The organism is Cytophagales bacterium, from assembly GCA_033344775.1.
In the GTDB taxonomy this organism is placed as follows: Bacteria; Bacteroidota; Bacteroidia; order Cytophagales; family Cyclobacteriaceae; genus JAWPMT01.
The window spans coordinates 295,197-311,135 of the sequence record JAWPMT010000006.1 but is presented as its reverse complement, the minus strand read 5'-3'; the positions used below and the strand labels follow the sequence as shown (position 1 = coordinate 311,135).

General features: G+C 44.4%; 14 protein-coding genes. 9 read left to right on the top strand and 5 right to left on the bottom strand.

All coding sequences use genetic code 11. The features are described 5' to 3' along the window. The first annotated feature begins 6 nt into the window (after positions 1 to 6). A complete protein-coding gene (locus tag R8G66_31100; protein ID MDW3196865.1) occupies positions 7 to 879 on the top strand; it encodes a putative zinc-binding metallopeptidase in 873 nt (290 codons plus the stop codon). Between the two features lies 1 nt (position 880). Further along, entirely contained in the window at positions 881 to 2,257 is a 1,377-nt protein-coding gene (locus R8G66_31095) for a DUF4302 domain-containing protein (GenBank protein ID MDW3196864.1), read from the top strand. 77 nt (positions 2,258 to 2,334) lie between these two features. Here R8G66_31095 and ispF read toward each other — a convergent pair whose 3' ends face one another. From ispF to R8G66_31075, 4 genes are all read right to left on the bottom strand, one after another. Beyond that, complete coding sequence (ispF, locus tag R8G66_31090; GenBank protein ID MDW3196863.1) at positions 2,335 to 2,820, bottom strand: 2-C-methyl-D-erythritol 2,4-cyclodiphosphate synthase; 486 nt, start codon at positions 2,818 to 2,820, stop codon at positions 2,335 to 2,337. A gap of 3 nt (positions 2,821 to 2,823) precedes the next feature. Continuing rightward, positions 2,824 to 4,062 (bottom strand): pitrilysin family protein, encoded by a 1,239-nt coding sequence (locus R8G66_31085; protein ID MDW3196862.1) that lies wholly within the window; start codon positions 4,060 to 4,062, stop codon positions 2,824 to 2,826. Positions 4,063 to 4,355: 293 nt separating this feature from the next. Further along, positions 4,356 to 6,803: a zinc-dependent metalloprotease gene (locus tag R8G66_31080; GenBank protein MDW3196861.1), complete on the bottom strand. Its 2,448-nt coding sequence runs from the start codon at positions 6,801 to 6,803 to the stop codon at positions 4,356 to 4,358. A 216-nt stretch (positions 6,804 to 7,019) separates the two neighbouring features. After that, positions 7,020 to 7,394, bottom strand: a complete 375-nt coding sequence (locus R8G66_31075; GenBank protein MDW3196860.1) for a hypothetical protein — start codon at positions 7,392 to 7,394, stop codon at positions 7,020 to 7,022. 100 nt (positions 7,395 to 7,494) lie between these two features. Between R8G66_31075 and R8G66_31070 the strand changes: the two genes are divergently transcribed. The 4 genes from R8G66_31070 (at position 7,495) to R8G66_31055 (ending at position 11,132) form a co-directional block, all read left to right on the top strand. After that, positions 7,495 to 8,043: a 2'-5' RNA ligase family protein gene (locus R8G66_31070; protein ID MDW3196859.1), complete on the top strand. Its 549-nt coding sequence runs from the start codon at positions 7,495 to 7,497 to the stop codon at positions 8,041 to 8,043. A 173-nt stretch (positions 8,044 to 8,216) separates the two neighbouring features. After that, complete coding sequence (locus R8G66_31065) at positions 8,217 to 8,372, top strand: hypothetical protein (protein ID MDW3196858.1); 156 nt, start codon at positions 8,217 to 8,219, stop codon at positions 8,370 to 8,372. Between the two features lie 156 nt (positions 8,373 to 8,528). Beyond that, entirely contained in the window at positions 8,529 to 9,647 is a 1,119-nt protein-coding gene (locus tag R8G66_31060) for an FAD-binding domain-containing protein (protein ID MDW3196857.1), read from the top strand. Beyond that, complete coding sequence (locus tag R8G66_31055; GenBank protein MDW3196856.1) at positions 9,648 to 11,132, top strand: deoxyribodipyrimidine photo-lyase; 1,485 nt, start codon at positions 9,648 to 9,650, stop codon at positions 11,130 to 11,132. A gap of 141 nt (positions 11,133 to 11,273) precedes the next feature. On the opposite strand, the gene R8G66_31050 is transcribed toward R8G66_31055, so the two are convergent. Further along, a complete protein-coding gene (locus R8G66_31050) occupies positions 11,274 to 11,801 on the bottom strand; it encodes a DUF6702 family protein (protein MDW3196855.1) in 528 nt (175 codons plus the stop codon). 173 nt (positions 11,802 to 11,974) lie between these two features. Between R8G66_31050 and R8G66_31045 the strand changes: the two genes are divergently transcribed. The 3 genes from R8G66_31045 to R8G66_31035 all read left to right on the top strand — a co-directional run bounded on the left by R8G66_31045 (position 11,975) and on the right by R8G66_31035 (position 15,669). Further along, complete coding sequence (locus R8G66_31045; GenBank protein ID MDW3196854.1) at positions 11,975 to 12,556, top strand: HupE/UreJ family protein; 582 nt, start codon at positions 11,975 to 11,977, stop codon at positions 12,554 to 12,556. A gap of 40 nt (positions 12,557 to 12,596) precedes the next feature. Further along, entirely contained in the window at positions 12,597 to 14,807 is a 2,211-nt protein-coding gene (locus tag R8G66_31040) for a M1 family metallopeptidase (GenBank protein MDW3196853.1), read from the top strand. A 79-nt stretch (positions 14,808 to 14,886) separates the two neighbouring features. Beyond that, positions 14,887 to 15,669 carry a hypothetical protein gene (locus R8G66_31035; GenBank protein MDW3196852.1) on the top strand — a complete coding sequence of 261 codons (783 nt, stop codon included), beginning with the start codon at positions 14,887 to 14,889 and terminating at the stop codon, positions 15,667 to 15,669. Positions 15,670 to 15,939 lie beyond the last annotated feature (270 nt).

Genomic DNA, 15,939 nt, shown 5'->3' with positions numbered 1-15,939 from the left:
CAGAAGATGATGAAAAATGTGGCAGAAAAGATTTTGATGATAGCCGTACTTGGGTTGGCCTTGAGTGCCTGCTATCCAACGGAGGAATTGAATGTGGATGTCAATGAACCAGATGACGGGTTGGATTCTGAGTTGGACATCTACATCGACCAGAATTTTACGCAAGAATATGGGATGGCCATTCGCTATAAGTTTGTTGACAACTATGTCAGCCCTACAGAGCGCGTGACCCCACCCAGATTAGAGGCAGTGCGCCCAATGCTGGATTTCATCGAAGACTTTTGGATCAATCCTTATCTGGAAGTGCCCAATGGGGAAGAATTTTTCAGGAATCATGTGCCAGCGGAAATTGTGTTCCTGGGTGGATTGATTTTTAACAATGATGGGACCGTGACGCTGGGGACAGCAGATGCCGGAGCACAGATCACATTCACCAATGTAAATGCGGTGGATCCTACAGATCTGGAATGGAGAGATTTGCAACTACGGACCGTATATCACGAGTTTGCCCACACGGTTCATCAGCGGTACAAACTTCCCAATGCGTTTGAAACTTTTACAGCCACTGGCTACACCAGCGCTGGAGCCTGGTTTACACTCAATGATCAACAAGCATTAAGTCGAGGATTTGTTTCTCCATATGCGACCAGTTCCCCCAACGAAGACTTTGCCGAAACAGTAGCATTCTTTTTCTTCGACCCTGATTTTGATAGCAACTTCATTCAGTTGGATCCTGATTGCGAAACAGAAGACTGTACGATAACAAATGATGGTCGAACATCCATTTCTATCAAACTGGCGGCCATTAGTGACCATTACGAGCGTGTCACTGGTGTATCACTGGAATCATTGAGAGAAGCCGTACAAAGCAGACTATGATATGAGAAAACTGTATCCAATTTTCTTACTCGTTTTCATGTTTGGTTGTCAATTCAATGACGACCCAAAACTCCCTCCGGTGGAGGAACGTGTATCGGATGCAATCGAAGAAATGGAGGACCTCTTGGTGGCTCCTGCCAATGGTTGGCGCATAGATTATCGTCCTAATAGTTTGGGAGGAGATTACCTGATCATTATGGATTTTGATCGCCAGGGCAATGTCCGGATTCAGTCAGATGTACCTGCCAACGATGGAGAATTCCGGGATCACATTATCTCCTATCGCATAGATGTAGGCTCTGGCGTAGAGTTAGTGTTAGAAACTTATGGTGTCTTTCATTACTTGTTTGAATTGAATGAAACCTCTTTTGGAGGCGAATTTGAATTCATCTTCGATGAAGAAGACAATGGCAACCTGGTATTCGATAGTAAGACAGATGGATCTGTGATTGTTTTTCAACCGGCAGCCAGTACTGATCCGAGCTTGATCTCTACCGAAGCAATAACACTGCTACAACAAGGGATTTTCAGACAACAAAACTTAGCAGGAGCAGGAAATTTCGTGCAATACAACATGTATTTGCAAGACATTGATGCAACCGTATCCATGGCTATGGACCTGGACCTACGTCGGATTAGTATTCAAGGAATCGTGGCAGGTCAAAGCATTGACGAAATTCTCTCGAGTCCGAGCCGGGAAGAAATCGATCATTCCAGTGTGTTTTCCATCAGAGGGGAAGACGTTGTATTGGCAAATTCTCGCTCCATTTCATTTCAAGGTAATCAGATCACATTTGATCGCATTCCCATCGAAAACATTGATCGCATCGCTTCCAGCTTTTGCACCGGGCAGGTCGACTCATTGACGACATTTACTAGCGGTAACGCAGCGGGACTAGGCAATTTCACGCTGACCAGTTCTCTGGCAGCTACTCATTCCAACTTTGGAGAAGACTCATTCGGGAATGTCAATGCAGGATTTATCTATGATGAAAATGATGATCCTATTTCTGACGCAATCACCGCGTTGTTACCGGATGTCGTGGCGTTTCAAGTTTACAACGGAGTACCACTCAATGATGGTAGTACCTTGAGGGCACTTGGCTGGATAACGGTTGACGAATTAAATAATGTGGACTTTATCTTTCGAGAATACGAATATTCGCAACAAGGTAATCTTGCGACCTTCAATTTTCTCGACACATTTTTTCGACAAGATCAATTGAGTGAAGAACAAATGGATGCGGTAACAAAACTTACCGATCTTATTTTTGAAGGAAATCAGGTTTATCTATTGGAAGCGCTTACCATCGAAGGCCTGATAGAATTTTACAACCCTTGCAATCGTCACAAAGGGTTCTTCTTTCTAGAACCTTAATTCCATTCCTAAAAACAAAGCCGGGAACGAACAAGGAGTTATGCGTTTCACCCTCGTATAGTTGACTTGGCTTACTCTTATTTCTTATAAATCAACGCCACTGCATGTGCAGAAACGCCCTCTTTGGTGCCTACGAATCCTAATTTCTCAGTGGTTGTTGCTTTCACAGAAACATCTTCTACCGGAATGGACATGACTTCCGCCAGACAGACTTTCATGTCTTCGATGTAGGGCATAATTTTCGGGGCCTGCAAGCATACAGTTGCATCGATGTTGCCAATGCCATACCCTGCGTCATCCAGCAATTTCACCACATCTCTGAGCAAGATCTTACTATCGATCCCTTTGAATTGAGGGTCGGTATCGGAGAAGTGGTATCCAATATCTCGCATGTTTGCTGCGCCCAACAGAGCATCACAAATGACATGGATCAATACATCCGCATCCGAATGTCCATAAGCGCCGTGGGTATGCTTAATTTGAATGCCTCCTAGCCAAAAGGGGACGCCTTCTGCCAGTCGGTGTACATCGTATCCGTAGCCAATTCTGAAGTTAGGTTTCATGCACTAATTTGCTTTATGATAGTGTAAAGTAGTGGTGTTGTCTTCTAATAAGATATCATTGGCCATATCCAGCAAGTCTTTTTTACTGACATCCTGAACGATGGATAACTCTTGATTGATCAGGTTAGGATCGCCTAGAAAATCACTAAAAGCAAGACCAACAGCGCGGTTCAATAATTCCACTTCTCCAAAAGCAATAGAAGCCTCCGCCTGGCTTTTGATGCGATCCACCGATTCCTCATCAACTTCTCCTGAACGTATGGAGGTTAGCACTTTATTGATGCCTTCTTCCGCAGCTTCGAAAGTGGTATCATCTTTCAGTTTGCCCTCAATCATAAGAAGTCCGGGATCTGCACTACCAACCACATAGGCCGATATCGAGTGGAACATTCGCTGATCATTCACCAACTCACGGTACAACGGTGAAGATTTTCCCCTTCCAAGCAAGTCGCTCAGTAAGTCAGCCGTATGATACTTTTTTTCAGACCGCCCTGGCATGTGAAAAGACTTGTAAAGGGCTTTAGTTGGGACATCCGCGGTTACTTCCACCAGTCGATGTTTCTCCTGTCTTGGCTCTTGCGGAATGTCTTTATTTCCCACCTTGATGGCAGGGATGGGTCCGAACCATTTCTCAGAGAGGCGTTTGGCTTCTTTCAAGGTGATCCCTCCTGCCAATACCAGTGTCGCGTTATTAGGTCCGTAAAACTTACCGAAGAAATCTTTTACATCATCCATCGTGGCCTTTTCGATATGGCTGATCTCCCTACCGATGGTCGCCCAACGATAGGGGTGCACCTTGTAGGCCTCTGGACGAAGCTTCATCCAAACGTCTCCGTAAGGTTGATTCAAATAACGTTCTTTGAATTCTTCAATGACCACACTGCGTTGAACTTCCAATACTTCCGGATCGAAAGAAAGACTCAACATACGGTCTGATTCGAGCCAGAAGGCGGTTTCTACATTGGTAGATGGAATGGTCGTGTAGTAATTGGTGAAGTCATTGCCGGTAAAAGCATTATTGTCACCACCTACTGCCTGCAGCGGCTCATCGAACGAAGGAATATTTTTGGACCCTCCAAACATGAGGTGTTCAAAAAGGTGCGCAAAACCTGTTCGCTCGGGGTTCTCGTTTCTGGCGCCGACATGATAAAGAATGTTCAGACATACCTGCATGGAGTTGGAATCTTCATGCACGATGACTTGTAATCCATTGTCCAGCCGAAACTCCTCGAATTTGATCATAGCGGCAAAGGTAGACTTAACTCGAAAAGAAATGCATGAAATTTAAACCTGTGAACAGCGTTATTCTCAAGAATTAATTACTCAACTAAATAACTACAATGATGCTAAATAAACTTAAGCGAAACTCCAGAGACTCACTTAACAAGTTGACAAGCCAACAAATGGCTCAGATCAAAGGCGGGGATGATGATCGCTCTTGCAGCGGTATGGGTTAATGGTGGACATTAGTCCCATAAAAAAGAGCGCTCCAATCAATGAAGCGCTCTCTTGATATATTCAGATTGACCTATCGCTCAATATCCATGTGAACATAAAGCGGAATGCTGGTGGCTTCCAATCGGAGAACCATCCGGTGCTTTGATCATTGGACCTCCTTTGAAATCGCCGGGATCTTCCAGGAAAGCGCCGATTTTCTCTGCAGCATAGCTATAATAGTAATCGTTGCGTGCCTTTGCATACTTCTGAATGTTGACCAATTCATTTCTGGCCATTGCTTTGATGTCATCATAGGCATCTTTATGGGTATAAAGCTTCATCAAGCCTTCCACATACTCCATTTCCACAATTTTCTGTAGTGCACGATCCTGCGCATCGGCCGCTGGAGATTTCCAGGTCGCGGAGGTCAGTTTATTGAGAATGGTACTCAATCCAGGTTGATCATTGTTTCTGGCTTTCAGCATTTCCAGGCGATTGGCCCGATGCGCATTCAGCAAAAACATGATCGGTAAGCTACTGGCTGTTTCCGCCGCCGCGAAATAATCAAATGCCGGGCCGGCTTTGGAAACAAAATTTTCTCGGCCCTTGGAATAACCTTGAGCGACCGGAGGGATCATCTTCAGCAGGCTTTCAGGTAATCTTAATGCTTCCGGCTTCAGCGTAGCGATCAGGGCATCTAATGCTGCGACCTGATCAGCGCCTGGGATGAATTCGGTAGAAACCTGTTCATCACCGCGTACTTTGTAATTGTAGTTTAGCCCACCGACAATCTTAGCAGTCGCATCGACTTGATAGCGATGGAACAAATACATCGGCACCAAAACATTCTCAATGTCTGACATAGGTCGCCCTTCCCGAATGGCTTTATCACCGAAGTTGCTGATAATCTTGCTACGGATATCCATCATTCGGTTCAGTTCTTCTGCGGCACTTGTACCATTATCCCACAAATGCGCTACAGGATGAGCACCATTGGTAGGTCGTGCATCCCGATCGGAAATGTGTCGGAAACCCTCGGCGAACGCCTGATCGAGTACCTGTCGTGCATCATCCATGGAATCAAACTCACCATACCCAAAGCGAATGGCTATTTTGTCCCATTCTCCGATGTTGGTATCGTACGCTTCACTCAGGTCAATGTTTCCTTGTGCATCCATTTTGATGTAAGGATGGGGATAATCCATAACCGAAGCACGGTTGTTGATACTTGAAGCAAAATTGTGCACCAGTCCAATGGTGTGACCCACCTCATGTGCGGATAACTGTCGCAAACGAGCGAGTGCCATTTCCTTCATGTCATTAGGTACTTCTCCTCCAGACTCGTAAGGGTTTAACAATCCTTCTGCAATTAGGAAATCCTGTCTTACACGCAAAGAGCCGAGACTCACATGTCCTTTAAGGATCTCACCTGTTCGTGGATCTACGACTGAACTACCGTAAGACCAACCTCTGGTAGAACGATGTACCCATTGAATGATATTGTAACGAACATCCAGCGGATGCGCGCCTTCCGGCATGACTTCCACACGGAATGCATTGATAAATCCAGCTGCCTCAAAAGCTTGATTCCACCACTTGGCTCCGTCAATCAGCGCAGAACGAATCGGCTCCGGAGCCCCACGGTCCAGGTAATAAATGATCGGTTCTACGGGCTCACTTCTAGCGGCTGAAGGGTCTTTTTTCTGAAGCCTGTGACGAATGATCAACCTTTTGACCAGTGCATCTTCGATGGGTGTAGCGTAATCCTGATAGGACATGGAAATGAAACCTGACCTTGGATCAAATTCTCTAGGTTCATAATTGTCATCTGGTAGTTCGATTAAGGAATGGTGCGTACGAACCGTGATGGCATCTGAGCTCGGGGCGACAGATCGGATCCAGGCTCCCTGCGCCACACCTCTGAATGTAAGGATGGACTCAAATTCTGTGTTCTTCGGGAAATTGAAGGTAGCAGGTAAGTAAACTGCAGACCTGGTTTTATCCAGGCTATAGCTACCCTGTTGGGTTCTTTTCAGTCGTTGGCTGATGCCATGTGAATCTCTAAGGAGAAAGTCTGTGATGTCCACCAACAAATTATTGCCGTCTTCCATTTTGATCGTGAATCCACCGATGGCGGAGGAAGCAAAGGCCTCTGCCACGGATTTCACTTCGTCGTAGTTGTCGCTTACGGCGCGATAGCCCTGATTAGGCTGGATCATGAGCACTTTATTGCCATGTCTTTCGAATCTTACCACACGCTCATTGCCCAATTGGCCCCGGTCCAGTCCTATGTCATTGGAGCCTACACCAGCGGCCAGTGAGTTGACGTAAAGAAATTCTTGCCCGAGGTTCTCGATGAGCAGGTAGATTTTCCCTTGCTTTTCATCAGAAAAGAAATTGAAAAAGCCGTCATGACGGGTCATTTTGGAAGTGAAAGAAGCAACAGTCGCCTTGGGTGTAGGTGTCGCTTGCTTTTTCTTTTTTTGGCTGGCTGCCGAAAAAACGAGGCACAGGATCAGTGCCCATAAAGTGATGGATTTTTTCATGTCTGCAGATCTAAGATGGAATTGAATCGCTAGGTTAATTGAGGTAATTGATTTAGCAATTAAAAGTATCCGAAAACTGCAGGACCACCAAAACCTAAAATTTTAATCGGTCAAATACGGATATGGCAGCCAATTAATCTTCAATAAGGAACTGATTGGCCACTTCGCGTGTATCGAAATTGACCATGATTCTTTTGGATCTTAAGAATTTGGTTTTCAACCTTCATTGGATGCGGTTAACAAGTAATCGATCGCTTCTTCCCGATTGCTGAAACTGACCATTTTTCGACGAGACCGTGAAAAGAGGTTCATGCCACTGACGATCATGCCTTGGGCACCGGTGACCCCTACAATCGCGTTTCTAGTAGTATTAGGATAGAATACGTCTTTGACCAGCGTCTTCACATGATCAGTATAACCCGATGAGAATTTCACCCCAGTGACGTCACTTAAGGTAAATTTGATGGTTGGGTCACTGATTTGTGAAGCAGCTTCATCCACGATCTGGATCATGTCATTTTCACTTTTACAACCAGCATAGTCGATCAGCAGGATCTTTTCGCCACTTGCTTCTAGTACTTCAGTCTTCATGGTTTTAATGTTGGGTGGTTAAAAGTGTGAAATATTTTGATCTGATGGTCCTAATTCCCTGGACATTTGGGAGGCATGTATAAAAACATAAGATTTGAGGGTGGCTTCGCTTTACTTTATTGCCGTACTTCCTCCTGAAGAGGAATCGAATCAAATTACTGAATTGAAACACTATTGTAAATCGCATTTTGGTTCGGGTCATGCTTTGAAATCACCACCGCATATCACACTGCACATGCCTTTCAAGTGGAATGACAAAAAGCGAGCAGCTTTGGATCAGTGCTTGAGCCAGGTCGCAACAGCCACGGATCCTTTTGAGGTACGACTTAGGGACTTTGACTTTTTTGAACCCAGGGTAGTTTTTGTGGATGTGATAGAAAACCCGGTACTGAAACAGTTGCAACAGCAATTGGCAAAGCAAATGCGCCTCGATTTGAGTTTGTTCAATGCAGACTACAAAGACCGACCTTTTCATCCGCACGTGACCATAGCATTTCGGGACCTTAAAAAACCGAAATTCTTTGAGGCAAAGACACATTTCTCGCAGCAAGAACTATCCATGAATTTTGAAATCAGAGACCTGGTGCTACTCAAGCATGATGGAAAGGGGTGGCAGGTGGATCAGCGATTTTCATTTGCAATTCGATAACGAATTCTACGTTAAACCCGGTTAAAAAGTAGAGCAGCCTATCCAGAAATCATACTTGATCAAAAGATCAACCGTTCCTAAGGCATAACAAACCAATTGAAAAAAGCAACATCTACTTTTCCTATTGATCTCGCTGAATCCGGTATCTGAACAATTGTATAAATACGATGCTGATGAGGTTATTCATCAAGAAAAGGTCTCCTTGCTGTGTGGAAATGTGTGTTGCCAGAGACCTGGTTATTCGTGGGGACACACTCACTTTCGATCGTGATGAAGTGGAGTTCATGAGCAGACAAGTGCAAATCTTCACAGAGGAGGCACAAAAATAGAAGTTGAGGACCTGCACTTCAATTTACGTCCGGTCAGGTTTGATGGTAAAAACATAAAAATTTCGAAGGTTTATGATTGATTTCCATTCGCTGAAAAAAGACTAAACAATTCACCTACTAAATCAGTACCTCTTGTGTTGATTTGGTAAGTGAGTAATGGAGCAAACTGTAGACTTTCAAACATCAGTAACTTTCCCCAGGGAACTGAATGAAATCGAAGCCAGGATACAATCGATTGATCCGGTACTCTACGCCCGAACCCGGAATTTTGAGGAAGGTGCTGTCACTCGTTTAAGCCCCTATATTTCGAGGGGGGTGATTTCAACCAAGCAGGTTTTTGATCATGTCATGAGTTTGGACCTGGCCTGGGAACAGACCGAAAAGTTCGTACAGGAACTGGCCTGGAGAGACTATTGGCAGCAGGTATGGATTTCGAAAGGCGACTTGATTGACTCAGATCTCAAACAGGAGCAGCAACCTGTAACTCATTATCAAGTACCGGATGCCCTATTGCAGGCTAATACGGGAATTGAAGCAGTGGATCGAGCTTTAAAAACCCTCTTCGAAACGGGGTACATGCACAACCATACGCGAATGTATGTGGCGGCGATCGCTTGCAATTTTGGTCAATCACAGTGGCGACAGCCCGCCAGGTGGATGTATTATCATTTATTGGATGGCGATTGGGCGAGTAATGCACTTAGCTGGCAATGGGTGGCCGGTGCCAATGCCAACAAGAAGTACTACGCCAATCAGGAAAATGTCAACAAGTATTTCAATTCGATTCAGCGAGGTACGATCATGGACAGAGCTTATAAAGATTTCGCCGAGATTTGCGTTCCGGAGGAATTGAAAGCTACTTCTCATTTCAATGCAACGACTTCTTTACCTACTCAACAAGAATTGGACGTAGATGCCGAGGCAGAAATTCTGATTTATAATTACTATAACCTTGACCCGCATTGGCACGCTAATCATTCGGCTAACCGGGTGTTGTTGCTGGAACCTTCCTTTTTTGAGAAGTATCCAGTCAGTCAAAAGTGTCTGGAATTTGTGCTTGATCTGTCCAAAAACATTCCCGGAATACAAGTGTTTGTAGGAGAGTTTCAGGACTTGAAACAAGTGTTTCCTACCGCTCGATTCACGTTCAAAGAGCATCCGACCAATGCGCATTATTCGGGTAAAGAGGAGCCTAGAGACTGGATGGCTGATGTGCAAGGATATTTCCCTTCGTTTTTTGCCTTTTGGAAAAAGTATAAAAAGAAGCTGGTCTAATTGAGAAAGACCAAAATCAATATCGTTTGGATCAAGCGGGATATCCGAACACAAGATCATGCACCGCTGGAAGCTGCCGAAACCGCAGGATTACCCTACTTGATATTATATGTCTTCATGCCGGAAGTCATGGCTCATCCGGATGCAGCGTTGCGACATCATCAGTTTTGCTGGCATGCGTTGAAGGAGCAAAGCCAGAGGCTTAAACCCTTTAATAGAGAGGTTACGATCTGTTACGGAAGTATCAATGAGGTATTTGGGTATTACACCGATCAATATGAAGTGGATCAGGTGTTTTCTTATCAAGAAAGTGGTACTGAATTCACCTGGCAGCAAGATCGGATAGCAAAGCACATATTCGAGAGCAAAGGGATCAATTGGAGAGAGTTTCAAAGAGATGGCATTGAGCGGGGTATTCGAGATCGGAAATGCTGGGACAAACGGTGGTTCCAGACCATGTATGCACCTCTTATTCAAAATCATTACAGCCAAAATGAAATAGGATCATTTGACAACCCATTTCCTCTCACAGAACCACTCATCGCTTCTTTTGAGGATTATCCGGCAACTTTTCAACCGGCCGGAGAGCGGCATGCTTGGCAATACTTAAAGTCATTTGTCGCTGAACGAGGGAAACGCTACCATCTGGATATTTCAAAGCCAGCCAAAAGCCGGTATTCCTGTGGGCGCATTTCGCCTTATCTGGCATGGGGTAACCTGAGTATCAAGCAGGCTTACCAGTTCATCAAAAATCATCCGAATCAAAAAACGAACAAACGTGCGTTCAATGGTATCTGTACGCGGTTGAAGTGGCACTGTCATTTCATTCAGAAATTTGAAGTAGAGTGCACCTACGAGACCATTTGCATTAATCGCGGTTATGAATCTCTGGAACACAATACGCAGGATAAGATCATCCAGACCTGGGAATCTGGTAAGACAGGCTATCCGATGGTGGATGCGTGCATGCGATGTGTAACTGAGACAGGCTGGATCAATTTTCGGATGCGCGCCATGTTGGTTTCTTTCTTTTGTCATCACCTGGATCAAAACTGGAAGGATGGGGTTTATCATTTGGCCCGTCAATTTCTGGACTATGAACCGGGGATTCATTATCCACAGTTTCAGATGCAGGCAGGAACCACTGGTGTGAATACTGTTCGTATTTACAATCCGGTGAAGCAAAGTCAAGACCATGATCCAAAAGGGGAATTCATCAAGAAATGGATCCCGGAATTGAGTAAAATTCCAACAGAACACATTCATGAACCCTGGAAAATCCCTCCTTTGGAAGCAGCGACTCTCGGGTTTGAATTGGGAAGAGATTATGCTGCACCCATTGTTAATCTGGAAAAAGCAGGGAAAGCTGCCCGAGCAAAAATTTGGGGTCATCGCAAGAACTCGGAAGTACGAAAAGAAAAAGAACGCATCCTTCAGACCCATACCAGGAACAACCAAGCAAAAAGAGAGGAGGCCAGGGATTAAATCCTTTCATGCTTTTACCATGACGAACTTTCTTACAAACTTATATCACGACCATCACCTCGCTTCCTCGGACGGTCTCAAGATGGGAATTCTAAAATTAAAAGAAACTTAAGAGCACTGAGGTGCTCGAAGTGCGAAGTGCTACTTCTTCGTATCCCACTCCAGTGTTTCCAGACTTTTGTTGGAGGTCATTCGAAGGCTCTTCACTTTGTTGGCTTTCTTTACATGCACCAGGTTCTCCTGATCATCAAAAGTGGAAGTAAGCAATTCATTGGAGATGGTGAGTTGATCAAACGGTTTGACCTTCACCGATTCGATATAACAGTATATGACATCATTATCATATTCAAAGCCTAGATAATTGAGTGTCAATTCCTTTTTAGTAGTCAATGAAAGGTTGTTCAACACATATTGGCCAATGATTTCTGTCAAATAGACCGAATCTTCTTTATTAAGAATATCAAGCTCCACATTGCCGGTAAACTCCTGCAAACCTTGCTCCATATCATCCTGAAACAAGCGGACAGTCATCTGGATCACTTTTTCTTCAGGTTTATGAAGGATCTCCGTCACACTGATATGAAAAGGGTGGCGGTCGTGCGCTACTGAGGGACCATTAAAAACGAAGGCAGGCAAGCATACCAGGTAGCAAAATAGAGATTTGATCATGATGATAAATTTCGCATTGCAAATCTAACAGACAACTTAAATAACCATAGAAGTCCAATAGGATCAACGGTATTTCTGAACCTGAATTATTTATGATTTGACTTTGTAGTAGAATATTCATGAATATTTCAGGTTAATTTCGTCCGGCAATAAATTTTTTTTCTGGTTTTAGCATGTCAGCATTTGAACTGTATTTTGGTTTGGGACTGGATCATATCCTGGATCTGAATGGATATGATCACATTTTGTTTGTAATCGCTTTAAGTTGCGTGTATTCATTGCAGCAATGGAAAGGCGTCCTGGGCATGATAACAGCGTTCACCATCGGACATTCCATTACTTTGGCTTTGGCCACATTTGATATCATTCCCCTCGACTCGGCTTTGGTTGAGTTTCTGATCCCAGTCACAATTGTGATCACAGCTGTGTCTAATCTGTTTACTTCCTCGGAAGAAAAATCAGGGAAATGGAAAGTCAATATCTACTATGCAGGTTTTTTCGGCCTGATCCATGGCATGGGTTTTTCCAATTATTTGCGTAGTCTGTTAGGGGGTGAAGAATCCATCGTACTACCCCTATTCGCCTTTAACATCGCTCTTGAGGTGGGCCAAATAATTATTGTTGCAATCTTTTTAATAATCACTCTTATTTTGACGCGTGTTTTCAGTGTTCCTTCCAGGATTTGGAAGATCATTGTCTCGCTCGTGGTTGCTGCCGTGGGCGTGAGTCTGGCACTGGATGCAGTATACTGGTAAAAAGAAATTGACCTATTATCACATTCGAACTATAAACACAATGAAGAAAGTATTCTTGCTTTGCTTGTCACTTGCCTTTTTTATGGCTGGTGCGCAGCATGACACAGAGTGGGATCAGAAATTTGAACAATTAGGCACAAGTCTGCCTACTCCCAACTCCTATCGCACGGCTTCCGGCGCTCCGGGTAAAGACTACTGGCAGCAAAAGGCCGATTACAAAATGGACATTCGACTGGACGATTCGAAACAGCGAATTTCCGGAGATGAGACCATCACGTATTACAACCAGTCTCCGGATGAATTGCCCTACTTATGGTTGCAGCTTGACCAGAACATGCGAGCGAAAGATTCCGATTCACCTTTGCTACAAACTGGCAAAATGCAGGAGACCATGAGTGCGTTTAGTTTCAGAAAGTACTCAGATGATTTTGATGGTGGCTTCGATATTACTGCAGTAACAGACGCCAACGGCAATGATTTGCGTTACATGATCAATAAGACCATGATGCGTATCGATCTTCCTAAGCCATTGGCTTCCGGCGCATCTACCACATTCAAAATCTCCTGGGCATACAATGTCAACAACCGACTCGTCGGTGGCGGCCGATCCGGACTGGAGTATTTCCCTGAAGATGATAACTACCTGTACACGATTGCCCAGTTCTTCCCAAGAATGGCGGTATACGATGACGTAGAAGGATGGCAAAACAAGCAATTCCTTGGAAGAGGAGAGTTTGCATTGACTTTCGGAGATTATGAAGTAGACATCACGGTACCTTCCGATTTCATCGTGGGGGCAAGTGGTACACTTCAAAATGCAGGCGATGTACTGACTTCTGAGCAAATGGAGCGATTCGAAAAAGCTCAGAATACTTTCGATAAGCCAGTAATGATTGTTACTGAAAAAGAGGCCAAAAAAGCAGAGAAATCTAAAGCTTCCGGAACGAAGACCTGGAGCTTCAAAGCGGATAATGTTCGTGATTTTGCTTTTTGTGCTTCCCGAAAATTCATCTGGGATGCGATGGCGGTACAATTAAGCGATAACAATGCGCCATTGGCCATGTCTTATTATCCAAAAGAAGGCAACCCGCTTTGGGAAGAGTATTCTACACTTGCAGTGGCCCAAACCCTGAAAACTTATTCTAAGCATACGATCGAGTACCCTTATCCAGTAGCGATCTCCGTACACACGGCATCTATTGGCATGGAGTACCCAATGATCTGCTTCAACTTTGGCCGCCCTAACAAAAATGGGAAATATACAGATGCCGTGAAACGCGGAATGATCAGCGTAATCATTCACGAAGTAGGGCACAACTTCTTCCCTATGATCATCAACTCTGATGAGCGACAGTGGACCTGGATGGACGAAGGGTTGAATACTTTCATGCAGTACCTGACAGAGCAAGAGTGGGATCCTGAATATCCTTCAAGAAGAGGACCTGCGGCAAATATTGTCCCTTACATGAGAGGTGACAATGGCCTGGCCCGACCGATTATGACCAACTCGGAGCAAATTCGCCAGTTTGGTGCTAATGCGTATGCAAAACCTGCGACAGCACTCAACATCTTGAGAGAGACAGTGATGGGACCTGAGTTATTCGATTACGCGTTCAAAACTTACGCTGAACGTTGGGCATTCAAGCACCCCTCTCCAGCAGATTTCTTCCGAACCATGGAAGATGCGTCTGCGGTGGATTTGGATTGGTTCTGGAAAGGTTGGTTCTACACCACGGATTATGTAGATGTTTCCGTCGAAAATGTGAAGTGGTACCGCATGGAGAACGAAGAAAATGGATTAGAGACCAGGAATGTGAAGGTGGAAGATGCCGCGATTGACGGTGATGGTACAGCCAACTTTGGTGATGCAGCGGAAACGTTCGTATTCCAGGGATTAAAAGATGAAATGTACAGAGGTTTCAGAGATCGCTTGAATGAAGAGAAAATCCAGGCGACCATTGGAGATAAAAATTTCTATGAAGTAACTTTCAAGAACAATGGTGGATTAGTGACCCCACTTTTGATCGAGTGGACTTACGAAGATGGTAGTAAGGAACTGGAGCAAATCCCCGCTGAGATCTGGAAAATCAATGAAAAAGAGATTTCTAAGATCTTTACAAAAGATAAAAAAGTGACCAATATCGTGCTTGATCCTAATATGCAAACTGCAGATACCAATACGGAGGACAATGTGTTCCCCCGTCAGGAAGGGAACAATCGATTTGATCAATTTAAGTCAAAAGGAAAATAAAGCATTTGACATGTGACTTTACCAAGCGGCGTGTGCAGACATGCCGCTTTTTTGTTACTACCCATCCAACCTTACGATTATGAAAAACTTTAACCAACTGCTACTCATCTCAGCCATCGGATTAATGGTTGCTGCTTGCAGTTCTCCAGCCCCCAAGGAACAAGAAAATAAACCGGAAAACCCTGCGGCGCCTGGTTTTAATGCGGCATCCGATTCAAAAGCCATCGCAATTGCTGATGAAGTCATGAAAGCGATGGGTGGTCGAAAGAACTATGATGAAACCCGTTACTTGTTTTGGAACTTCTTTGGTGGGCGAACCCTGCTTTGGGACAAGCATACTGGAGATGTTCGCATTGAAGTTCCCAGTAGGGACTATAAGATCATCCTCAATGAAAAAAGCATGGAGGGAAAACTGTGGATGTCTGGTGAGGAAATTACTCAGCCAGACTCGCTGACCAAATACCTTGATCGTGGTAAGCGCATCTGGATCAATGATTCTTACTGGTTGGTGATGCCCTTCAAGTTGAAGGATTCCGGAGTAACCTTAAGCTACGTAGGTAAGGATACGACGCAGACAGGAGAACAATCAGAAGTGGTCCGATTGACGTTTGAATCGGTGGGAGTAACACCACAAAATGCCTACAATGTGTGGGTGTCCGAAACCGATAATCTGGTAAAACAATGGGCCTATTATGCCAATGCGGCGGACACGGCAGCAAGGTTCACATTGCCCTGGGACAATTATCAGCAGATGGGCAATATCCTGTTATCCGATGATCGCGGTGACCGAGACCTATCTGAAGTACAAGTACTTACAGAAGTTCCTGAAGGGATATTCGAAAATTTTAATGTGACGCTGTAAGGAATAGCGTTGTTTTTTGGCCCGGCTGGATAACTGCCGGTATTCTCATCATAAGTCATCAAAGTTTCATTCCCGAGAAATAGGGAATTGGAAGGTTTGATGACTTTTCTTTTTTAGGACAAACAACTGATGTCATATGTAAAGAACTGGGAAGCAATCCACCAAACCGTTTTTACGTTCATTGGTTTTTTTGATACTTAGATTAAGAATTTCAGTATGTTGGTGAAGTTATCATTGAAATATTCAATTGAATTCCACACTTTTACGATG